The 19,135-nt window shown below is 64.6% G+C and carries 21 protein-coding genes; 9 read left to right on the forward strand and 12 right to left on the reverse strand.

The window, feature by feature from the left end; translation table 11 throughout:
* Nucleotides 1-17 precede the first annotated feature (17 nt).
* The 3 genes from ACQ4W4_RS10220 (at nt 18) to ACQ4W4_RS10230 (ending at nt 1,894) form a co-directional block, all read left to right on the forward strand.
* Complete coding sequence (locus ACQ4W4_RS10220) at nt 18-1,010, forward strand: cupin domain-containing protein (protein WP_436542023.1); 993 nt, start codon at nt 18-20, stop codon at nt 1,008-1,010.
* A gap of 106 nt (nt 1,011-1,116) precedes the next feature.
* Nucleotides 1,117-1,530: a hypothetical protein gene (locus ACQ4W4_RS10225; RefSeq protein ID WP_436541891.1), complete on the forward strand. Its 414-nt coding sequence runs from the start codon at nt 1,117-1,119 to the stop codon at nt 1,528-1,530.
* A gap of 64 nt (nt 1,531-1,594) precedes the next feature.
* Entirely contained in the window at nt 1,595-1,894 is a 300-nt protein-coding gene (locus ACQ4W4_RS10230) for a hypothetical protein (RefSeq protein WP_436541892.1), read from the forward strand.
* 59 nt (nt 1,895-1,953) lie between these two features.
* On the opposite strand, the gene ACQ4W4_RS10235 is transcribed toward ACQ4W4_RS10230, so the two are convergent.
* Nucleotides 1,954-2,973, reverse strand: coding sequence for a site-specific integrase (locus tag ACQ4W4_RS10235; RefSeq protein ID WP_436541893.1), 1,020 nt, complete (start codon nt 2,971-2,973; stop codon nt 1,954-1,956).
* A gap of 221 nt (nt 2,974-3,194) precedes the next feature.
* Between ACQ4W4_RS10235 and ACQ4W4_RS10240 the strand changes: the two genes are divergently transcribed.
* Nucleotides 3,195-4,217 (forward strand): DNA-binding protein, encoded by a 1,023-nt coding sequence (locus tag ACQ4W4_RS10240; protein ID WP_436541894.1) that lies wholly within the window; start codon nt 3,195-3,197, stop codon nt 4,215-4,217.
* Between the two features lie 265 nt (nt 4,218-4,482).
* Here the strand turns inward: ACQ4W4_RS10240 and ACQ4W4_RS10245 are convergent, their stop codons facing one another.
* Genes ACQ4W4_RS10245 through ACQ4W4_RS10260 form a run of 4 tightly spaced genes read right to left on the reverse strand, consistent with a single transcriptional unit; the run spans nt 4,483 to nt 6,136 of the window.
* Nucleotides 4,483-4,770, reverse strand: a complete 288-nt coding sequence (locus tag ACQ4W4_RS10245; RefSeq protein WP_436541895.1) for a hypothetical protein — start codon at nt 4,768-4,770, stop codon at nt 4,483-4,485.
* Between the two features lie 3 nt (nt 4,771-4,773).
* Nucleotides 4,774-5,325 (reverse strand): hypothetical protein, encoded by a 552-nt coding sequence (locus ACQ4W4_RS10250; protein ID WP_436541896.1) that lies wholly within the window; start codon nt 5,323-5,325, stop codon nt 4,774-4,776.
* Nucleotides 5,322-5,756 (reverse strand): DUF1801 domain-containing protein, encoded by a 435-nt coding sequence (locus tag ACQ4W4_RS10255; protein ID WP_436541897.1) that lies wholly within the window; start codon nt 5,754-5,756, stop codon nt 5,322-5,324. The genes ACQ4W4_RS10250 and ACQ4W4_RS10255 overlap by 4 nt, the downstream gene beginning before the upstream one ends.
* Before the next feature lie 29 nt (nt 5,757-5,785).
* Complete coding sequence (locus ACQ4W4_RS10260; protein WP_436541898.1) at nt 5,786-6,136, reverse strand: hypothetical protein; 351 nt, start codon at nt 6,134-6,136, stop codon at nt 5,786-5,788.
* A 189-nt stretch (nt 6,137-6,325) separates the two neighbouring features.
* Here ACQ4W4_RS10260 and ACQ4W4_RS10265 point away from each other — a divergent pair, with 189 nt between their 5' ends.
* From ACQ4W4_RS10265 to ACQ4W4_RS10275, 3 genes are all read left to right on the forward strand, one after another.
* The gene (locus tag ACQ4W4_RS10265; RefSeq protein WP_436541899.1) at nt 6,326-7,300 is read left to right on the forward strand and encodes a VirK/YbjX family protein; all 975 of its coding nucleotides are present in this window, start codon (nt 6,326-6,328) and stop codon (nt 7,298-7,300) included.
* A gap of 11 nt (nt 7,301-7,311) precedes the next feature.
* Entirely contained in the window at nt 7,312-8,682 is a 1,371-nt protein-coding gene (locus tag ACQ4W4_RS10270) for a serine hydrolase (RefSeq protein WP_436541900.1), read from the forward strand.
* Nucleotides 8,683-8,807: 125 nt separating this feature from the next.
* Nucleotides 8,808-10,160, forward strand: a complete 1,353-nt coding sequence (locus tag ACQ4W4_RS10275; protein WP_436541901.1) for a serine hydrolase domain-containing protein — start codon at nt 8,808-8,810, stop codon at nt 10,158-10,160.
* Nucleotides 10,161-10,163: 3 nt separating this feature from the next.
* Here ACQ4W4_RS10275 and ACQ4W4_RS10280 read toward each other — a convergent pair whose 3' ends face one another.
* The 3 genes from ACQ4W4_RS10280 to ACQ4W4_RS10290 form a co-directional block, all read right to left on the reverse strand.
* Nucleotides 10,164-10,517 carry a hypothetical protein gene (locus ACQ4W4_RS10280; RefSeq protein WP_436541902.1) on the reverse strand — a complete coding sequence of 118 codons (354 nt, stop codon included), beginning with the start codon at nt 10,515-10,517 and terminating at the stop codon, nt 10,164-10,166.
* Nucleotides 10,514-12,082 carry an EAL domain-containing protein gene (locus tag ACQ4W4_RS10285; RefSeq protein ID WP_436541903.1) on the reverse strand — a complete coding sequence of 523 codons (1,569 nt, stop codon included), beginning with the start codon at nt 12,080-12,082 and terminating at the stop codon, nt 10,514-10,516. Before ACQ4W4_RS10285 ends, ACQ4W4_RS10280 begins: the two co-directional genes overlap by 4 nt.
* 92 nt (nt 12,083-12,174) lie before the next feature.
* Nucleotides 12,175-13,692: an MFS transporter gene (locus ACQ4W4_RS10290; RefSeq protein WP_436541904.1), complete on the reverse strand. Its 1,518-nt coding sequence runs from the start codon at nt 13,690-13,692 to the stop codon at nt 12,175-12,177.
* 63 nt (nt 13,693-13,755) lie between these two features.
* On the opposite strand from ACQ4W4_RS10290, the gene ACQ4W4_RS10295 reads away from it, so the two are divergent.
* Complete coding sequence (locus ACQ4W4_RS10295) at nt 13,756-14,652, forward strand: LysR family transcriptional regulator (protein WP_326459476.1); 897 nt, start codon at nt 13,756-13,758, stop codon at nt 14,650-14,652.
* Here the strand turns inward: ACQ4W4_RS10295 and ACQ4W4_RS10300 are convergent.
* Nucleotides 14,649-15,221 carry a helix-turn-helix domain-containing protein gene (locus tag ACQ4W4_RS10300; RefSeq protein ID WP_436541905.1) on the reverse strand — a complete coding sequence of 191 codons (573 nt, stop codon included), beginning with the start codon at nt 15,219-15,221 and terminating at the stop codon, nt 14,649-14,651. The two genes, ACQ4W4_RS10295 and ACQ4W4_RS10300, sit on opposite strands and share 4 nt — an antisense overlap.
* 91 nt (nt 15,222-15,312) lie before the next feature.
* On the opposite strand from ACQ4W4_RS10300, the gene ACQ4W4_RS10305 reads away from it, so the two are divergent.
* Nucleotides 15,313-15,843: a GNAT family N-acetyltransferase gene (locus tag ACQ4W4_RS10305; RefSeq protein ID WP_436541906.1), complete on the forward strand. Its 531-nt coding sequence runs from the start codon at nt 15,313-15,315 to the stop codon at nt 15,841-15,843.
* 27 nt (nt 15,844-15,870) lie between these two features.
* Here ACQ4W4_RS10305 and ACQ4W4_RS10310 read toward each other — a convergent pair whose 3' ends face one another.
* The 3 genes from ACQ4W4_RS10310 to ACQ4W4_RS10320 form a co-directional block, all read right to left on the reverse strand.
* Nucleotides 15,871-17,055 (reverse strand): low temperature requirement protein A, encoded by a 1,185-nt coding sequence (locus ACQ4W4_RS10310; protein WP_436542024.1) that lies wholly within the window; start codon nt 17,053-17,055, stop codon nt 15,871-15,873.
* Nucleotides 17,056-17,075: 20 nt separating this feature from the next.
* Nucleotides 17,076-18,062, reverse strand: coding sequence for a 2-hydroxyacid dehydrogenase (locus ACQ4W4_RS10315; RefSeq protein WP_436541907.1), 987 nt, complete (start codon nt 18,060-18,062; stop codon nt 17,076-17,078).
* 231 nt (nt 18,063-18,293) lie between these two features.
* Nucleotides 18,294-18,962: a hypothetical protein gene (locus ACQ4W4_RS10320; protein WP_436541908.1), complete on the reverse strand. Its 669-nt coding sequence runs from the start codon at nt 18,960-18,962 to the stop codon at nt 18,294-18,296.
* Nucleotides 18,963-19,135 lie beyond the last annotated feature (173 nt).

The raw sequence follows: 19,135 nt of genomic DNA on the forward strand, positions 1-19,135 counted from the left end.
GTCCAGGATGATCTATGATGACAAGTCTTGATGTTTTGATCGAAACTCCTGAAATGACCAAGAAGAATCCAGTTTTCCTGTCCTCTAGTCTCGTCAGTGAACTGTTGATGGGTATGCGCCTGCGTGGCGTCCAGTACCGGCGCATTCAGACCGGTCCCACTTTCGGCATGGGCTTTGAAGACAAGCCAGGCCACGCCTACTTCCACTTTGTGGCTGTTGGCACAGCCTACATATGCACGGATGATGGCGAGTTGCATAAGCTGTCCGCCGGTAGCGCCGCGTTCATGCCGCACGGCAGGAGGCACCAGCTGCTGTCGGATGCGGGCATTGCATTTCAGGACATTGAAAAATTCGATGCCGCGCCCCTGGGTGAAGCCGTTAGCGGAGTAGACACATGTCCCAGTACGGCCTCCGTGCCCAGTGCCGTTATTTTTTACGGCTGCATGGAATTCGATCTCGGCGGGATGCAGGGGGTCGGTAAGTTGATGCCAACCGTCATGGTGGCCGACACGCAAGCGCAAGGCTATCCTGGCTTACTGCCTGTGCTTGATTCAATGAAGCGTGAAATCTGCGCCGGTCGTATTGGCTTTGCAGGCATTCTGGCTCGACTGGCAGAGGTTGCGGCAGCAATGATCGTGCGCGGCTGGATTGAATGCGGTTGTGAAAACGCCTCCGGCCTCCTTGCCGCATTGCGTGATCCGCGCCTCGCCCTTGCCATATTGGCGCTGCACCGCCAGCCTGGACGGGAATGGACAGTTGCACAGTTGGCTGCGGAGTCCCATGTCTCTCGCTCTGTCTTCGCACGACGCTTTCAAACCACCATCGGAATGCCGCCCCTGCGGTATGCCACGGAACTGCGGATGCGTCTTGCCAGACAATTGCTTACGCACGAAAAAGTGTCCATCGACGTCGTTGCCCGACGCCTTGGCTATACATCTCAAGCCGCGTTCAGTCGTGCCTTTAAGCGCGTCATCGGCAGGCCGCCGGGTGGCGCTCGGGAAATGCCGTGACGAGAATAGCGTTCGGGGTTCAAATAATGATCTGACGCGCCACTTTTCAAACCTCGCCACTATCGAAGAGGCCCCGATGTGGGCATCGAACCATCACTGAAACTTAATGCAAATGTTGAATAAGAGACTATTTGATGCTATTGCATCTGCGGTGGACTTGAATGACCCTGCAGAGCAATTGTTAGCGCAGCGATTCATGATTGAGGCGATAGAAAGGGTGACCTCACAATTGCCTGAGGCTGCTAAGTCAGTCGCCGCTGTGGCGAATCGGTACATCACCGGTGCGGTGACGGCTGAGGAAGTCATTGCTGAGCGTGTACGCCTCTGGCGGGCAATCGAAGGACGCGATCAATCGGACGAGCCAGATGTTTTAAAAATAAGAACTGCTATCTGCGTCTTGCATCCCATGGATATTGGCGCCCCTGCCGAAACACTGGAGTATTTTTTTGAATTTTGGCGGCGAGGAGGCTTGCCGCAGGCTGAGCTTAAATCCACTGTTCACAACAAGTATGGAGTTTGAAATGGCTTCTGTCGCCCAGGTCTCGCCTTCGGAGTTCGAAATGAATCCTTTTCTTTGAGGTCAAATGCTGGCCAAAAAGATCGTCTTTATTGTCCTCGGGTTCCTGGTTGGCATCGCCTTCGATATGGTGCCTCATGCGGTTGAGGTCGTTGCAAAGACCAACGTGTGTCGCGAATCATGCTCCAAACTGCTAAAAATCGTGTCAGTCGTCATCTATGCGATCTTGCCAATCGCATGGGCTGGACTCTTGGGGATCGTGATTGGACAGCCCCGCGCACAACGCATACTGTTCATCAGCGCCCTATTCTCTCTGCTGATCATGGCAGTATTCACCTGGCTTCTCTACAAGCAGCAGCACCCATGATTATCATCAGGCCTTCCATTGCCTGCTGAAGGCGCGCCGCAAGGTCTTGCCGGGCACCCTCACCCCACCGGCTTCCTCTTCCCCTTCAACAAACTCCCGGCCGCATTTTCCTCGAAGCGCCCCGCCTCCTCTATATACCCATGCACGGTGCCGTCGTGGCGCCAGCCGCCCTGGCGCTTGATGGCCTGGAAATCGGCGCCGGCCCGGTGGGCGCTGGTGGCCATGCCGCGGCGCAGGCTGTGGCTCGATAGTTCCGGCACGTAATCGAGCCCGGCCAGCCGGGCGCAGCCTTCCAATATCGTGTTGATGCTGCTCGCGTGCAATCCCTTTCCTCCCACATGGCCCCACTGGTTGACGGTGCGCAAGAGCGGACCGCTGGCGATGCCCGCCACGCCCAGCCAGGCGCGCAGGGCCGTGGCCGGGCAGCAGACGCCGTCGCCGAACGGGATCGCCTTGACGATGCCCTCCCCCAGTTGATCCGTTTTCGAGCGGGGCAAGGTGATCACCAGGCCTTGCGGCTCCCAGCGCACGTCTTCCAGCTTTAAACCCACCAGTTCGCTGCGGCGGAATCCGCCAAAAAAGCCCAGTTGCAGCAAGGCGCTGTCGCGCAAGGCTTTCGTTGTGCCCAGGGCAGCCAGCCTGGCGACGATCAGTTCCATGTCTTCCAGGGGCAGCGCCCTCGCCTTCTTTTTCGGCTTGCCGTGCAGGCGGGCGATGCCGGCCAGGGTCTTGCGCACGGTGGGCGTGGACGCAGGGTCGGCAAAGCCCTGATACACATGCCATTGCGACAGGGCCGTCAGCCGCAGGGCCAGGGTGCGCGCGTTCAGGCTGTCCGCATACGCCATCAGGTAGCGGATGACGGTGGACTCGTCGGCAGGCAGCGCCCCGCCCCAGGCCTGGAAGTGGCGAATGGCGGAACGGTAGGCGCGGCGCGTGTTGTCGGACGTGGCGGCGGCGAGAAACGCTTGGTGGCGCGTGGCCAGCTCGGCATCGACCAGGGCGCCGCGTAACGGCACAGCAGCGATGGAGGCGCTTTTGGGCGCGCCAACACGGCGTTTCGGGAGGGGCAAATCGGGCATGGCGGCGGCGAAATCACGGTTTTGTACTGGGAGACACACAGAATAGCATGCCAAACACCCCTATAACACGCGATAAGCAATCTTATCGTGACTTATATTTTTTAAAAACAATGAAAATTTATATCGTAATATTATGCGATATTACGTATCATGTAATACGTTACTAAATTTCGTTCATAGGTGGTTTTATGGCCCGCACCGGTATTCTGTACTCTGATGTTATGAAAGCAGCCCAAATCGTCGCGGCCGATGGGCGCAATCCCACGGTTGACAGCGTGCGCGAAGCGCTGGGCAGCACGGGCAGCAAGAGCACCATCGCGCCCCTGCTCAAGCGATGGAAAGAAGAGTTCCAAGGCGCGGGCGCCGTCAAAACGGAGGCGGGCTTGCCGGCCGAACTGATGGAAGCGATGCGCGGCGTCTATGACAAACAGCAGCGCGATGTCGCGCAGCAGCTGGAAACGGGCATGCGGCAGAACCGCGCCGAGCTCGATGCGGCGCTGGAAAAACTGAAGAAGACGGAAAACGAACGGTTGAAACTGACGGAGGCGCGCGCCGCCCTCACCCAGGAATTGCGCGCCACCCAGCATGCGCTGGCGCAACTGAAGGAAGAACACCATTTTCGCGCCGTCACCCTGGCTACCTTGCACAGCGATAACGCGGGCCTGACGCAGCGCCTGGCCGACCGCGGCGAGGAAATCGCGGCCCTGAACCGCCAGCTGGCGCAGGTGCGCTCGCAGTTCGACCATTACCAGGAAGCGGCCGCGATCCAGCGCAGCGAGGAACGGGCGCAGGCGCAGCAACGGATCAGCCGTCTGGAGCAGGACAACGCGCAGCTGCAGCAGCGCGTGCAAGGCCAGCAGGCGACCTTGGTGCAGCAAGACATGCGTTTGGCGCAGCTGCAGGCCGAACATGCGCGCCTGGCCGATGAAGCGGCCGCCGACCGCGCCGCCCTGGCCACCGTGCGTCCCGAGCGCGACCAGTTTGAATTTCAATACTTGCAGGCGGCCGCCTCGGCCGACGCCCTGCTGGCCAAGCTGGACACGGCCCTGCTGGCGCTGAACGACGCCAAGGTGGCGCTGGCCGCGCAGGACAGGCAGCTCGACATGCTGGCGGAGCATACCCAGGCGTCGCAGCAAAAAATGGCATCATTGGCGCAGGAACGCGATGGCTTGCTGCGCGACAATGCGGGCATGGCGGCCAGGCTGGCCCTGCTCATGGATGGCAAGGCGAAGCGCGATGTCTGAAGCTGCCAACATGGCGTCAGCAAGCGATAGCCGGTAAGTAGTAACTGCATGCGCTTGCCCGTCCGCATGACTATCTGGCAAAGCCCCTCGCAGGGCGCGATGTGGTGCGCCCAGTCTCACGGCCGTTCGCCCGTGTCCAGGCTATCGACAAGTCTTTGTTGACTTGGGAACTGTTCGATCACCCGGGCTGCCGTTGAGCCAAAGCCGCGCTGTCCGCCATTTCTCTACGTCTGGACGCCGCCGAAGCCCAACCGTGCCGGCCGTGTCAAGCAGGTCTGCGGCGCGCCAGCACCAGGCCGAGCGCCGTATCGGGAAATTTTCGCCATCGCCTGGGCGGCGTAGCACGCACGCGGTGCTCGACCGCTGCCAACTGTTCGGCGTCGTCCGCTTTCAGCGTGGCTGCCAATAGTTGCTCTTGCGTATGTCTTTCCTTGCGATTCGCCCGTGCCTTGGCGCCGTGGATAGCCTTGCGCGAGGATTTACTGTTTTCCCCATAAGTATTGCGGCGGTCTTTGGCGTAACTGAGGTGTTTCTTTTCTTGCGGTGTTTTCATGGGCTACAGGCGGCGATTCAACACGCTGTCGATGTCGTGGGTGCTCAGTTCAAGGTCGAGTACGCCGTTTTGCAGCCAGTAGCCATCGTTCCCCTGGCGCAGGGCATCCAGGTCGAGCGCGCCCAGCGCTGGCGGGATGGCGCCCGCGAGCAGAGCCGCCACATCGCCCCACGCCGCATACAACAGCTTCAGATACCAGCCGTCGTCGTGGGCAAAGGCGAGAAAGCGGCCGCGCAAGGCGGCAGGCGGCCTGAGCGCGCCCCGGTGGTCAAGCATCGTGGCCACGTCTGCATCCACGGAAGCCGGCGGCGCGCCCTGCCAATCGGCCCAGGCGTGGCTGCCCCAGGCATGGCTGTCCTCATGCGCCAGCGCTGGCAATTGCTGCCGCGCCAAAGTTTGGTAGCCGGCACCTTTCCTGGGCGTCCCGGCGCCGCCCGTGCGCAGCACGATGCCGTCCGCGTCCAGGAGCGCGGGAATCACATCCTTGAATTCGATGCCGGAAGCGACCAGCATGCGCTCGGCCGGGTCGTGCCAGATGTACAGATAATGTCTCAAGTCGTCGTCCGTTTTGGTTTTGGCGCCGTATTCGCGGCCACGGCGGCGCGTATCAACGCCTTGAACGCCGCGGCATCGAGATGCTCGCCTTCGTGGAGATCGATGGCCCGGCGCGTGTTGCCGTCCAGGCTGGCATTGAACAGGTGCGCCGGATCGGGCAAGGCGGCGCCCTTGGCAAAGGTGAGCTTGACGGCCAGTTGATAGGTTTCACCCGTGCAAATCATACCCGCATGCGACCAGACGGGCACGCCGCGCCATTTGACTTCTTCCACCACATCCGGGTCCGCCTGGCGGATCAGTGCGCGCACCGTGGCCAGGGTTTTGCCGCGCCAGTCCGCCAGGGAGGCGATTTTCGCGTCGATCTGGCGGGCGGCCGATTCGGTGCTTGCCGCTTCCTCGGCGGGCGGCGTGCTTGCTGCTGCTTTTTTCATGGCTCACGTCTCCTTCCTGTGCGCTTGCCTTACCGCGCAGGGTCGGCCATGCAGCGGGCAAGCGAGGCAATCAATTGGTTGCGCAGCGCCTGGTATTGCGCATCCGTCGCAAAGTCGCGCGGATCGGCAGGCTGGCTCAGTATGTAGGCGGTGGCGACCGTTCCGCTGGCGGCGTGCAGCATGCCCGACGTTTGCGCGATACCGGCGTTATTCAATCCTAGCACTTCCACGCCATCGTGCGCGTCCGTTACCAGCGGCAACTGATGCGGCGGCTTGCCCTTGGTTGCCATGTCCCGCATCTGCGCCACGATGGTCTCGCGATCGGCGGCAAACTGGCCTTCGGCGCTGCGTTCGATCGCAAGCAAATGGCTGTGCTTCATGAAAGGCGTCGTTCATCGAGTTCAGGTGCGGCGAGCATAACCGCCCATATTGCCGGAGGGCAAACGTTTAGTTGCCATCCTCTAAATTTGCATGGAAACAGCTTCTTAATATGAAATTCACCTGCCCCGCGTAGCATTCATATTGGCAAGGCTCTCATTGTGCAGCGCCTGCCATTTTCCGGCAGAATCATGAATGACATCGCTTTGACCCTGCGCCACGGTGCCGCCGTGCCACCCGCCGTACCACCACCCTCCGCCAGCAGCCACCGCCTGAAAGCGGCCCTGGGTGCCCTCTTCTTTCCCCGCCAGCGCACGCGCTGGCACGCCTTCCTGGGCAGCATGCCGGGCTTGAGCTCGCTGGCGCAGCTGCATCCCTGCCTGCGCTTCAAGATCTACCGTCCGTACGCCTCGCGCCGGCTCGGTTGCGCGGATCGCCTGGCCTTGCTGGAGGGACATTACCGCTTCCTGTGGCAAGCGGGCGCGCGTGCGCTGGTCGAGCGTGCCGCGCGCGAAGCCGTGGTGCTGGCCGCGTTCGACGGCAAGGATGGGGCGCAATACCGTCTGCAGCTGACGGCCATCCACGACAGCTACCGCGAAGGCGAACTGTGCCTGCGCTTGACGCGCGACGGCCTGCCCCTGTACCTGGCCAGCTTTCTGTTCCTGCCGCGCGCCGATGGCGTCTCCTTGCAGCTGGGCGCGCTGCAAGGCTTGCGCTCGGAGGCGGGCAAGCTGGCCATCAAGGACGCCACTCGGGCGCTGCACGGTTGCCGTCCGAAAAACCTGATGGTGACGGCTTTGCGCGATTTTGGCGATTTTTTCGCCTGCACCAACTTGTTTTTGATCAGCAACGACAACCGCATCGCCCTGAATGCGCGCCGCCGGCGCCATATCGCCGCCGATTACGACCTGGCGTGGCAGGAATTGCATGCCTTGCGCATGCGTGACGGCAATTATCACTTGCCCTGCGCCCCCTACCGGGTGCCGGATCTGGCCGATGTGCCGTCGAAGAAACGGGCCGATGCGCGCCGGCGCGGCGAATTGCTGCTCGGCATGGCCGCCGACATGCGCGCGCAACTGGCGTCCATGATCGCCGCACCATCTTGCCAAAACAGCCATCTTGCCGACGAAGCTGCTATGCTGTATTCCCATCAATCACTTTCCTGACGGAACCGACGATGCCCCCACGCTTGCGCCCCCTGCTGTTGCCCATCCTGTCCCTGTCTGGCGCCGCCCTGGCCGCGCCCGCCCTCGATACCGCCGTGCGGGAGCGGGCGGAAGCATTGGTGCGCGACGGCAAACATGCGAGCCTGGTCATCGCCGTGATCGACGGCAAGGACAGTGCCGTCTACGGCTTCGGCCGCGCCCGGCCCGGTGACGCGGGCGTGCCCGATGCCGACACCGTGTATGAAATCGGCTCCATCACGAAAACCATGACGGGCCTGCTGCTGGCGGACGCCGTCGTGGCGGGCAAGGCCAGGCTGGAGCAGCCGGTGGCCGAGCTGCTGCCCGCCTACGCCATCCCGGCCTTTGCCGATCAGAAAATCACGCTGGGCCAGCTGGCCACGCACTTTTCCGGCCTGCCGCGCCTGCCCGCCAACCTGGCGCCGGCGGACAAGCGCAATCCCTACGCCGACTATGGCGAGGCGCAGCTGCGCACCTTCCTGGCCGGCCATACCCTGGCGCGCGCGCCCGGCGCCGTGTACGAATACTCGAACCTGGCCTATGGCTTGCTGGGCACGGCCCTGGCCACGCAGGCAAACATGTCGTATGAGGAACTGCTGCAAGCCCGCCTGTTCCGTCCGCTGGGCATGGCTTCCAGCACCACGCTGACCACGCCCGCTCTGCGCGCGCGCCTGGCGCCGGGCCACCTGGCCGATGGCAAGCCGGCCGCGAACTGGGATTTCCAGGCCATCGCGGGGGCTGGCGCCGTGCGCTCCAGCGCGCGCGACATGATTGCCTACGTGCAATCGTACATGCAGGGCGCCAGCCCGGCGCAGCAGCTGGCCGTGCAGCCGCGCCTGGCGCTGGCCGGCGAAGGCGATGGCGACGGCGTGAAAAAGATCGGCCTGGCGTGGATGCTCGACCGGGTCAAGGGCCAGCCTCTCGCCTGGCATAACGGGCAGACGGGCGGCTATGCCAGCTTTGCCGGCTACACCCTGGACGGCAAGCGGGGCGTGGTGGTACTGAGCAACACGGGGCGCGAAGTGGACGCCCTGGGCATGGGCACCTTGCGGCCCGGCAGCCTGCCGCCGACAAATGGACCGGCGACCAAGGAAATCGCCATCGCCCCTGCGGAACTGGCGCAATATGCGGGCCAGTATGTGCTGCTGCCTACCTTTGTCCTCAGCGTGCGCCAGGGTCCGGACGGCTTGCTGGTGGGTGCCACGGGCCAGCCTGAAGCGCCCGTGTACGCCAGCGCGAAGGACACCTTCTTTTACAAGGTGGTCGAGGCGCAACTGGTGTTTGAGCGCGATGCCCAGGGCGCCATCACCGGACTCGTCCTGCACCAGAATGGCCAGGCCATGCCGGCCAGGCGCAAGCCTTGATTTTTCATTAATAATGGCATAAAACTCAGGCAAGCTTCATGTTGGGGCCGTATGCTTTCCAGGGCATGCCAGCCATCTTATCCAGGTGCCGGCGTGCATACAGCCCACCCTGGACAAGGTTACCCATGACACCCACTTTCGCCCTTCTCCCCCTTTGCCTGCTCGGCGGCGCCGCGCTGGCCGCGCCCGTCCTCGATGACGCCGTGCGCCAGCGCGCCGAGGAACTCACGCGCACGGGCATGCACCCGAGCATCGTCATCGCCGTGATCGACGGCAAGGACAGCGCCGTCTACGGTTTTGGCAGCGCGCATGCAGGCAAGAACATCAAACCGGGCGCCGACACCGTCTACCAGATCGGTTCCGTCACCAAGACCATGACGGCCTTGCTGCTGGCCGACGCCGTCGTCGAGGGCAAGGTGACGCTGGACGCGCCCGTGGCAGCATTCTTGCCCGGCTATACGGTGCCTGCCTTTGACGGCAAAACGATCAGCCTGCTCGACCTGGCCACGCATTATTCCTCGCTGCCGCGCCTGCCCGACAATTTCACGCCCAAGGACCCGGCCAATCCGTATGCGGACTACACGGAAGCGAAGCAGCGGCAATTTCTCGCCGCCTACCATCTGCCCCGCGCGCCTGGCACCAAATTTGACTACTCGAACATCGGCTATGCCGTGCTGGGCACGGCCCTGGCCGCACAGGCCGGCAGCAGCTATGAAGCGCTGCTGCAAAAGCGCATCGCCGTGCCGCTGGGCATGCGCTCGACGTCGAACACGCCCACGCACGGCATGCTGGCGCGCCTGGCGCCCGGCCATTTGCTGTCGGGCGAGCCGACACCCGCCTGGGATTTGAACGTGGTGGCGCCGGCCGGCGGCGTGTATTCGAGCGCGCGCGACATGGTTGCCTACCTGCAAGCGTACATGTTCAAGCCGCTGCGCCCGTATGCGCTGACAATCAAACCGCAGCGGGCGCTGGCGCCCGGCAGCGAGACGAAAATCGGCCTGGCCTGGCTGCTGGAGCAGCGGCAGAGTCAAAGCTACGCCTGGCACAGCGGCCAGACGGGCGGCTACACCAGCTACGCGGCGTTCACGACGGATGGCAAGCGGGGCGTGGTGGTGTTGACGAACACGGCGCGCGATATCGACGCGCTGGGCCTGTCCGCCTTGCTGCCCGGCACGCCCTTGCCGCCGCTGAAAAAGCCGAAAACCGCCATCGAACTGCCGCGCGCCGCGCTGGCCGAATACGTGGGCGAGTATCCATTGGACAAGGATTTCACGTTGACGGTGACCCTGGGCAAGCATGGCCTGGAAGCGGCAGGCACGGGCATCGGCTCGGCCGCCCTGTTTGCCAGCGCGAAAGACGCGTTTTTCTTCCGCGCCATCGAGGCGGACCTGGCGTTTACGCGCGATGCCGCGGGCAAGATCGCCGGCGCCGTGCTCACGCAAGGCGGGCAGGACGTGGTCTTGCCGCGCAAGCCGTAGCGCTCAGGCTGCCGGGTCCTGCATGAATTGCTCGACCCGGGCGACGAACGCCGCCTTGCTGCGCGTGCGAAATTCACCGAGGAAGGCGTCGCTGCCCTGGACGATCTTGCCGTGGCGGTCGTATGCCACCTTGCCCATCTCCAGCACGAATTCACCGGCGGGATCGTCCTCCGGCTCGAAATGCGAGTTGAAGCAGTAACCGGAGTCGCGGCAGCTGCCCCACAGCAGCAGCGCGCTGCTGAACCATTGCATGGTGTCGGGGCCCGGCTCGACCTCGAACAGCGTGTTGACGGTGATGTGCCAGCCGCCCGGCACGCGCAGCGGCTGCAATGGATAGGGAAAGCGTGGCTGTTTCATATGGACGATGGCAAGCGGCGGCTTGCGTAAAAGGCGAGGAAGTCCAAGGCCGGCAGCGCTTTGGCAAACAGCCAGCCCTGGCCGAATTCGACCTTGCGTTCCAGCAGATAATCGGCTTGCTGCTGCGTTTCGATGCCTTCGGCCACGATCAGCATGTTCAGGGTGCGCGCCATGGCGATGATGTGCGGCGTGACGCTGCTGGTGGCCGCGTCCGTGCCGATGGTGTCGACGAAGGACTTGTCGATTTTCAAGGCGTCGAGCGGCAGGTTTTGCAGGCTCGACAGGCTGGAGTATCCCGTGCCGAAGTCGTCGATGGCCACGGCATGGCCCCGCGCCCTGGCCTTTTCGATGGTGGCGCGGGCCGCTTCCACGTTGATGAAGCCCCGCTCCGTCGCTTCCAGCCAGATCTGCTGCGCCTCGATGCCCGTGCCGGCCAGGGCACGCTCGAGCACGTCGAGCACCCTGCCCGTCTCGATGTCGCTGGCGCACAGGTTGATGGCGATGTGCAGCTCGCGGTCGGCCAGCAGCGCGGCGCGCATGTCGGCGATGACGCAGGCGATCACCTGGTCCGTGATGGGCAGAATCAGGTCGCTTTCCTCGGCCACGGGGATGAACAGGTCGGGCCGTATCATGCTGCCGTCGGGACGGCGCCAGCGTATCAGTGCCTCGGCACCCACGCACACGCCCGTGTCGAGCGCGATGATCGGCTGATAATGGACAAAGAATTCGCGCCGCTCGACCGCCGTTTCCAGTTCGCCGCGCAAGGACAGCCGGCGGCGCGACAGCCACACGACGATGCCGAAGATAAAGGCGGCCATCAGCAGTCCCAGCGGCAGGAGCAGCAGCTGTTCGCGGCGCAGCCTGTCGTTGAGCTTGCTGCGCGGCTCGATCATGACGGCCGTCAAGCCATCGCGGTACAGCGTCGCATGGATGCTGCCATCGTGCGTGAAGTCGCCCGCCGTGGGTTTTCCGGCAAGCAAGGCTTGCACCTGCGCCGGATCGGGATGGTGCAAGGTGTCGAGCACGCCTTCCCTGCCGATGGCCACGGCCATCTGGATATCGCTGTCGACGATGACGTCGGAAAAGCGCACGGGATCGATCAGCACCTTGTAGGCGCGGTAGGACAGCCCCACCATGCGCTTGCCGCCGCTGACGACGGGGCGCAGGTTGAAATCGATGCCCATGCCGTTGGCCAAGGTGAAATCGGCGGGCGTGACGGCGATGCGCGTCTCTTCGAGGCCCGTGGACGTGCATTTGAGCAAGCCGTTTTCCACATAGCCGATATCGTCGATGCTGCGCGTGGTGATGGTGATGCGGCGCAACTGCTGGATATGCGCCTCCGAACACGGCGCCAGGTCCAGCGCATCGGCGCTGCGCAGGGCGGCGCCGGCCGACGCAATGGACCGGTGGGCACGCTCGAGCGCATAGCCGGCCAGCAGCCGCAGGCGTTCCTGCTCGCCCTGCTCGGCGCGCACGGACGACAAATAGAAGGCCAGGCTCAGAGGGGCGGCCACGCCGATGACTGCCACCAGCACGCTGGTGAAGATAATCCGTTTTCTGCGCATGCACTTCCCTGCGGTAGTTATATGATTGCCATGTATTTCTCGATGGCATCATATTACAAGTGCGGGCAGGGCACGCGCATATTGCTGAACAGTTACACTTTTCCCGCTGCCTGTGCGGCAGGCAACATCGGCCGCGCCAGCACGAACACCAGCGCCGCCACCACGGCCGCCAGCCCGCCGGCCAGATACAGCACGCTGGCAAAGCCGTCGATGAAGGCGTGCCGCGCCGCTTCCAGCGCCACGGCTTGCAGCGCGGGCGGCAGCTGGCCGAAGGCGTCGGCCGCGTTGCCGGCGACGATGCGCCCGATCATCTCGGGCGACGCCTTCAAGCCGTGCAGCCACGCCAGCTTCTCGAACGAGGCGGCCGTGCGCATGGCCAGCACGGCCCCCAGCGCGCCGACGGCCAGCACGATGCCGACGAAGCGCGTGGTGGTGCTGATGCCGGAACCCATGCCCGTGCGTTCGCGGGGGATGCAGGCGAGGATGGCCTTCTGCGTCGTGCCGTTCAGCAATCCCGCCCCCGCGCCGGTGACGACCATGCCGGCCGCCACCCATCCGTACTGCAGGCTGGCGGCGGCCAGGGCCGTGGCGACGTTGCCCACGGCGACGATCAGCAAGCCCGTCACCAATATGCCGCGGTCGTCCAGCACCCGCATGGCGCGCGGCGCCAGCCGGGACAGCACCACCATGGCGACGGCGAACGGCAGCATGGCGCAGCCGGCCAGCACGGCGGAAAAGCCGAAGCCGTTCTGCAGGTACAGCGGTAAAAAAGTCATCATCACTTGCGCGGCGATGGCGTAGCCGAACATGCCCAGCACGGCGCCGACGAACACGCGCCGGCCAAACAGGGATAAATCGACCATGGGCGCGCGCTGGCGCCGTTCCACCAGCACGAAGACCAGCAGCAGCGCGGCACCGGCCGCAAAGCGCAGCATGGTGGCATGGCTGGACCAGCCCGCCACGCTGGCGTCGATCAAGCCCCAGATGATGCAGAACAGGCCGGCGGAAAACAGCAGCGCGCCCGCCGGGTCGAAGCTGGCGTTCGAGGCATCCTTCGACTCGTCCACGTGCTTGCCTACCAGCCACATCAGGATGGCGACGACGGGCAGGTTCAGGTAGAAAATCCAGCGCCAGTTGACGGCGCTCGTGACGAGGCCGCCCAGCAGTGGCGCCACCGTCATGGCCACGCCCATGGCGGCGCCCCACACGGACCAGGCGCGCGCCCTCTCCTTTTCCGCGTGAAACGTGTGGCCGATGACGGCCAGCGCGGACGTCAGCAGCAGCGCGGCACCGAGTCCCTTGACGGCGCGCGCCACGTTGAGCACGAACGGCGTCCACGCCAGGCCGCACAGCAAGGAGGCCAGCGCGAACACGGCCAGGCCATACAGCATCACTTTGCGCCGTCCCAGGCGGTCGGCGATGCTACCGGCCGGCAACAGGAATGAGGCGAACGCCAGCATGTAGGCGCTGACCACCCATTCCACGTCGACGAAGCTGGCGTTGAGCGAGCGGGCGATCGAGGGCAGCGAGACGGCCACGACGTTGGTGTCGAGCATGATCAGCGCGCACACGCCCGAGCACGTATATAAAGTCCAGTTGGTATTCTTCATGCCTGTATTTTAAGCAGACTGGTGTTATTTCCTGTTATAAGACAGCCGACTTATAATTCACCCATGGTGAATACTGAAAAAGACATGGAACTGCGGCATTTCCGCTGCGTGCTGGCCGTCGCGCACAGCCTGCATTTCGCGCGGGCGGCGGCCGAGCTCGGTATTTCGCCGCCCGCGCTGACCAAGCAGGTGCAGGAAACGGAGCAACTGCTGGGCACGCGGCTGTTCCAGCGCAGCAAGCGCGCCGTGTCCCTGACGGCGGCCGGAGAATTGTTCGTGCTGGAAGCGGCGCGCGCGCTCGAGCAGCTGGCGCAGGCGCAGGACGTGGCGCGCCGGGCGGGACGGGGCGAACTGGGACGCCTGGAAATCGGCTACGTGGCTTCGGCCGCATACTCAGGCGTGCTGCAGGGCCAGTTCGCGCGCTTTCGCGCCAGCCACCCGGGCATCCACATCGGCGCGCGCGAATACGCGATGGACGCCCTGCCCGGCTTGCTGGACCAGGGCCGCGTCGACCTGGCCTTCGTGCGCCCGCCCCTGCACTTGCCGGAAGGACTCGACAGCGTGGTGTTGCTGCGCGACCGCTTCGTGCTGGCCGTGCAGGCCGACAGCCCGCTCGCCGGGATCGACGTGGCAGCACCGGCCGCGCTGGCGCAGCAGGCCTTCATCGTGCCGGAACAGGAATTGGGAACATTGGAGGTGAGCCGGCGCGGCGGCTTTGCGGCGCAGGTGGTGTCGCGCCCGGGCAGCCTGGTGGCCGTGCTGACGGAAGTGTCGCTGGGCGTGGGCTGCGCCATCGTGCCCCACTCCGTGATGGCCAGCGTCCGATTGCCCGGCGTGGTCTTCCGCGAACTGGCAGCACCGCAGATCAGCTCGGAAATCGCCGTGGCGTTTCGCCGCCACGAACAGGCGCCCGCCGCGCGCGCCTTCATCGCCCAGCTGCGCGCTGTAGCGCTGGCTTAGCCTCGGTTCTTCAGGACGGCCACGGCATAGGTGCAAGCGGATGCCGTTTCATTGCGGAATACGCAGTCGGCCGGCGGGCCCAGCTCCAGGCAATCGCCCTCGTCCAGCACGTGGCGGGTCTCCCCTTCGATGAAGACGAGGCTGCCGCTGAGTGACCAGATCAGCTGGCGCCGCGCCACATAGGCGGCGGCCGGCATGGCCACCACGGCGCCCGGCGGCAAGGTAATGTGCACGAGGTCGAGCGGCATGTCGGACGCGGGCGACACGTGGCGCCGCACATAGCCGCTCTGCGGGTCGATCCACACGGGCTGCTCAGCCTGGCGCAGCAGGCGCCCTGCGCGCATCTCGGCGCGGGCGATCAGTTCGGACATGCTCAGGTCGAAGGCGCCGGATAAGCGCGCCAGCAAGGTGGCCGTGGGGCTGCACTCACCGCGCTCCACCTTGTGCACCATCGCGCGCGATACCCCCGAGCGGGCCGCCAGCTCCGTCAGCGACCAGCCCAGGTTTTCCCGCTCCAGGCGCACCCGGGCGCCGATACGCTGGTTCAATTCGTCTGGTTTAGTGGACATGTATCAGCTTCCATTCGGATTTTATTGGACAAGTAGCTAGCAGCAATCTATGATTTGTCCATTATAGTAGACGACTTGTGCGGAGATCAACATGCAGATACGCGATGCCCATGCGGGCGACATCGAGGCAATACTGGCCATCTACAACGATGCCGTCAGCAATACTTTAGCCATCTGGAATGAGCGGACGGTGGATGCGGCCAACCGCGCCGCCTGGCTGGCCGACCGCGCACGGGCCGGCTATCCGGTGCTCGTCGCCATCGATGCCGACCAGAACGTGGCCGGCTACGCCTCGTTCGGCGACTGGCGCCCGTTCGAGGGTTACCGGTATACGATCGAGCATTCCGTGTATGTGCGCGCCGATCGCCGCGGCGGCGGCATCGGCAAGGCCTTGATGGTGGAGCTGATCGCGCGGGCGCGCGGGCTGGGCAAGCACGTGATGGTGGCCGGCATCGAGGCGGGCAACGCCGCCTCGATCGCCCTGCACAAGCAGCTGGGCTTCGAGGAAGTGGGCTTGATGCGCGAGGTGGGCACCAAGTTCGGCGCCTGGCTGGACCTGGCGTTTTTACAGCTGCAACTCGATGCGCGCAGCGATCCGGACGGCATCGCGCCGCCCGGCTAAGGTCACGCAGGCATCAGGGATCGCGGATCAGGGATCGATCTCCGGCGGCGGGCGGCGCAGCGCCATGTGTTCCCACACCGCCACCAGGACCAGCACGCAGCTGGTGATGGTGGCCAGGGTCAACGGCGTGTACAGGCGACCGTAAGCCATCGGGATCAGCGCCAGGATGATCAAAATGCCCAGCAGGTGCGACAGCGGCGGCGCGGCGCGGTCGCTGCTGACCCATTTAAACAAGGCATTACCCAGCAAATACAGGATCGGGCCGGCCAGCAAGGCGCTGATGCCGGCGAAGCTTGCTTCATCCGGATGCACGAGGGCCAGTTCATCGGCCACGGCACTGACGATCACGCCGCCCACGATCAGCACATGGATATACGTGTAGGCCTTGCGGGCGATGCGGCCCGGGTCCTTCGAGTGGGCGATGCGGTGGTGGCCCGCCTCGGCGCCCGTGTCGAAATAAATCCACCACATGGCGATGCTGCCGACCAGGGCAGACAGGAAGCCCAGCCAGTTGGCGGCCGTCCATTCCAGGCCCGCGAACGTGGCGCCCGTCACCAGCAAGGATTCGCCGAGGGCGATGATGACGAACAGCGCGCAGCGCTCGGCCATGTGGCCGCCGTCCACATCCCAGTCGGCCGTCGAGGAACGGCCCAGGCCAGGCAAGCCGAACTGCATCCAGGGGCCGGCCAGGTCGATCAGCAGAGCCGCGCCCCACCAGAAGAGGCGCTGCTCGGGCGACGCGATGCCGCCGGCGATCCAGAAGACGCCGGACAGCACTGCCCACAGGGCGATGCGCTGGAAATTGCGGCGGCGCGCCAGCGCTTCATGGCGCACGGCCCACCAGGCGAACAGGGGCCGGCCCACCTGCATGGCCACGTAGGCGAGCGCAAAGCCGAGGCCCCGCGTGCCGAACGCTTCCGGAATCGAGGCTGACATGAGCAGGCCGCCCAGCATCATGACGAACAGGCTGATGCGCACGGGAATGCGCTCGGGATCGAGCCAGTTGGTGATCCACGACGTGAAGATCCACACCCACCAGACGGCCATCAGCAGCAGGCCCGTCTGCAGCCAGCCCATGGCGCTCAGGTGCGCCAGCAAGCCATGCGACAGTTGCGTGACGGCAAACACGAACACCAGATCGAAGAACAGCTCGATCATGCCCACCTTGCCGCTGTCCTGCCCGCCGCGCGTGCGCAACAGCGATTTTCTCAATTCCATAGCTACTCTTTCATTCAAGCTTGATTAAAACGTTCAATTGGGGACTTTGATAATGTGACTGGCGTCAACAAGGGCAAGCCGGCGAAATGCGCGGCCAGATTATCGACCACCAGTTGCCCCATTGCATGGCGCGTTTCCACGGTCAGGCTGCCCACGTGCGGCGTGAGCACGACGTTGGGCAAGGCGCGCAAGGCCTTGGGTACGCGCGGTTCGTCCGTGAACACGTCGAGGCCGGCCGCACCCAGGTGGCCGTCCTGCAAGGCGGCGATCAGGGCGTCTTCGTCGATCAGGGCGCCACGGGCGATATTGATCAGCGTGCCTTGCGGGCCCAGCGCGTCGAGCACCGTGCGGTCGATGATCTTGCGCGTGGCCGGCGTGCCCGGCGCGCAGATGATCAGATAATCGCTTTCCTGCGCCAGGGCCAGCAGCGATTCGGCGCGCGGCACGTCGGTGCCGGCAATGGCGCGCGGCTGGAAGTAGCGCACATGGATGCCGAAGGCGGCCAGGCGCGGCGCGATGGCTTGCCCGATCTGGCCGAAGCCGAAGATGCCGGCCGTCTTGCCGCGCAGGGTAGATGCGGGGGCGATGGCCTCGCGGCGTTCCCAGCCCCCATCGCGCACGAAACGGTCGAGTGCCACGACATGCCGCGCGCTGGCCAGCAGCAAGGCCAGCGCCATGTCGGCCACATCGTCCGTCAGCACGTTCGGCGTGGTCGTAACGGCAATGCCGCGCGCGCGCGCCACGTCGAGCGCCACGCCATCGAGGCCCACGCCATTGACGGCGACGATTTCCAGCTTCGGCAGCAAGCCCATGTCGGCGGCGTTCAAGCCCAGCGCGCCCGTCGTGACGACGGCGCGGATGGCCGGCGCCCGTTCGGCCAGCCAGGCGTGGCGTTCGTCCGCCGGCACTTGCCAGGCATGGTGGCAGGCATAGCGCTGTTCCAGCTGCGCGTTGACGGCAGCCGAGGGGCTGGGGGCGAGAATGAGGAGTTCGGGGGGCATGGGCGTCCTGGGGCGTGTCGACAAGATTTGCAGACGCAACTTAGCATATTTGAGACCCGGCCGGGGATGGCATACCCTATTCCCGCCGCTAAAACCCTGCACGCCGCGCGGTTTTTGCCTGCCCGATTCCGCCGTAGGTCGGCTTAGCCCACCGGGCGTAAGCCGACAAGCGCGCCCGCAGCCTGTCAGATTACGCTGCGCTAATCTGACCTACACAGCCTTCAATCCGGCTCAACCAGGGCAAGGCACGCGTTTGACCTTGCCGCCCGTCTTGAACGGGTCGGCGCCCGCGCCCGGGTTCGCGTCCATGCCAAAGCACGTGGCGCCGCCGGGGTTGACGACGCGCGTGGCGGGACGCCCATCGGCCGTCAGGTATTCCTCCACGCGGATGACCGGGCCGCCGCGCCAGGCGGAGGCGACCTGTTTCTGGAATGTGCTGCCGCCTTTGAGGTCGGCCGCGGCCAGCCACGGCTGTTCTTGCCTGAGTTCGCCGCGTAAGGCCTTGTCGGCGGCGCCCGCGGCCAGGCGCGCGCGCGTGCGCAAGTCGGGGCCTGCTGGTGCGGGGGGCGCGGCAGGCAATTCCTCGGCGGGCATGGTGATGGCTTCTGCTGTCACGGGCGGCATGTCAGGCACGACGGACGGAACCCGGGCCCGCGCGCGCGGCACGGGAATCGGCATGGGTGGCGGCATGGCCATCGGCGGCGCCGCCGGCGTGGGCCGGGGTGGCAGCAAGGTCATGAAGGCCACTTCCGTATATTGCTTGAGCTGCCGCGCCGGCAGCAGGAGGAAATACAGACCCAGCGCATGCATCGCCAGGATGAGGGCGACAGCGGCGCCTTTGAAGCTCAAGCCGCCCCGTATGCGCATGGAAAGGGACTGTAGATGGCGGTGCAATGGCATGCGGTTTCCTGTGGGCGCCGGGCGCGATGGTTTATTTTAGCGAAACTTGACCATTGGCATTAATAAATCCACAAGGTATCGCCTGGTGCGCCTTTTCCCGCCAGATTCCGGCACCCTCGCGTATCGGATGTTGTGCAAATGATGACTTTTTCATCGCTTTCTCACACTTTCCC

The sequence above is a fragment of the Janthinobacterium glycogeni genome (assembly GCF_051380725.1).
GTDB lineage: Bacteria > Pseudomonadota > Gammaproteobacteria > Burkholderiales > Burkholderiaceae_D > Janthinobacterium.

What these genes read in the sequence shown, in the direction of transcription:
- ACQ4W4_RS10300 (WP_436541905.1), bottom strand. Translation starts at nt 15,221, where the DNA reads ATGTCCACTAAACCAGACGAATTGAACCAGCGTATCGGCGCCCGGGTG.
- ACQ4W4_RS10290 (WP_436541904.1), bottom strand. Translation starts at nt 13,692, where the DNA reads ATGAAGAATACCAACTGGACTTTATATACGTGCTCGGGCGTGTGCGCG.
- ACQ4W4_RS10245 (WP_436541895.1), bottom strand. Translation starts at nt 4,770, where the DNA reads ATGAAAACACCGCAAGAAAAGAAACACCTCAGTTACGCCAAAGACCGC.
- ACQ4W4_RS10305 (WP_436541906.1), top strand. Translation starts at nt 15,313, where the DNA reads ATGCAGATACGCGATGCCCATGCGGGCGACATCGAGGCAATACTGGCC.
- ACQ4W4_RS10280 (WP_436541902.1), bottom strand. Translation starts at nt 10,517, where the DNA reads ATGAAACAGCCACGCTTTCCCTATCCATTGCAGCCGCTGCGCGTGCCG.
- ACQ4W4_RS10285 (WP_436541903.1), bottom strand. Translation starts at nt 12,082, where the DNA reads ATGCGCAGAAAACGGATTATCTTCACCAGCGTGCTGGTGGCAGTCATC.
- ACQ4W4_RS10220 (WP_436542023.1), top strand. Translation starts at nt 18, where the DNA reads ATGACAAGTCTTGATGTTTTGATCGAAACTCCTGAAATGACCAAGAAG.
- ACQ4W4_RS10275 (WP_436541901.1), top strand. Translation starts at nt 8,808, where the DNA reads ATGACACCCACTTTCGCCCTTCTCCCCCTTTGCCTGCTCGGCGGCGCC.
- ACQ4W4_RS10235 (WP_436541893.1), bottom strand. Translation starts at nt 2,973, where the DNA reads ATGCCCGATTTGCCCCTCCCGAAACGCCGTGTTGGCGCGCCCAAAAGC.
- ACQ4W4_RS10315 (WP_436541907.1), bottom strand. Translation starts at nt 18,062, where the DNA reads ATGCCCCCCGAACTCCTCATTCTCGCCCCCAGCCCCTCGGCTGCCGTC.
- ACQ4W4_RS10240 (WP_436541894.1), top strand. Translation starts at nt 3,195, where the DNA reads ATGAAAGCAGCCCAAATCGTCGCGGCCGATGGGCGCAATCCCACGGTT.
- ACQ4W4_RS10230 (WP_436541892.1), top strand. Translation starts at nt 1,595, where the DNA reads ATGCTGGCCAAAAAGATCGTCTTTATTGTCCTCGGGTTCCTGGTTGGC.
- ACQ4W4_RS10225 (WP_436541891.1), top strand. Translation starts at nt 1,117, where the DNA reads ATGCAAATGTTGAATAAGAGACTATTTGATGCTATTGCATCTGCGGTG.
- ACQ4W4_RS10320 (WP_436541908.1), bottom strand. Translation starts at nt 18,962, where the DNA reads ATGCCATTGCACCGCCATCTACAGTCCCTTTCCATGCGCATACGGGGC.
- ACQ4W4_RS10255 (WP_436541897.1), bottom strand. Translation starts at nt 5,756, where the DNA reads ATGAAAAAAGCAGCAGCAAGCACGCCGCCCGCCGAGGAAGCGGCAAGC.
- ACQ4W4_RS10265 (WP_436541899.1), top strand. Translation starts at nt 6,326, where the DNA reads ATGAATGACATCGCTTTGACCCTGCGCCACGGTGCCGCCGTGCCACCC.
- ACQ4W4_RS10295 (WP_326459476.1), top strand. Translation starts at nt 13,756, where the DNA reads ATGGTGAATACTGAAAAAGACATGGAACTGCGGCATTTCCGCTGCGTG.
- ACQ4W4_RS10260 (WP_436541898.1), bottom strand. Translation starts at nt 6,136, where the DNA reads ATGAAGCACAGCCATTTGCTTGCGATCGAACGCAGCGCCGAAGGCCAG.
- ACQ4W4_RS10270 (WP_436541900.1), top strand. Translation starts at nt 7,312, where the DNA reads ATGCCCCCACGCTTGCGCCCCCTGCTGTTGCCCATCCTGTCCCTGTCT.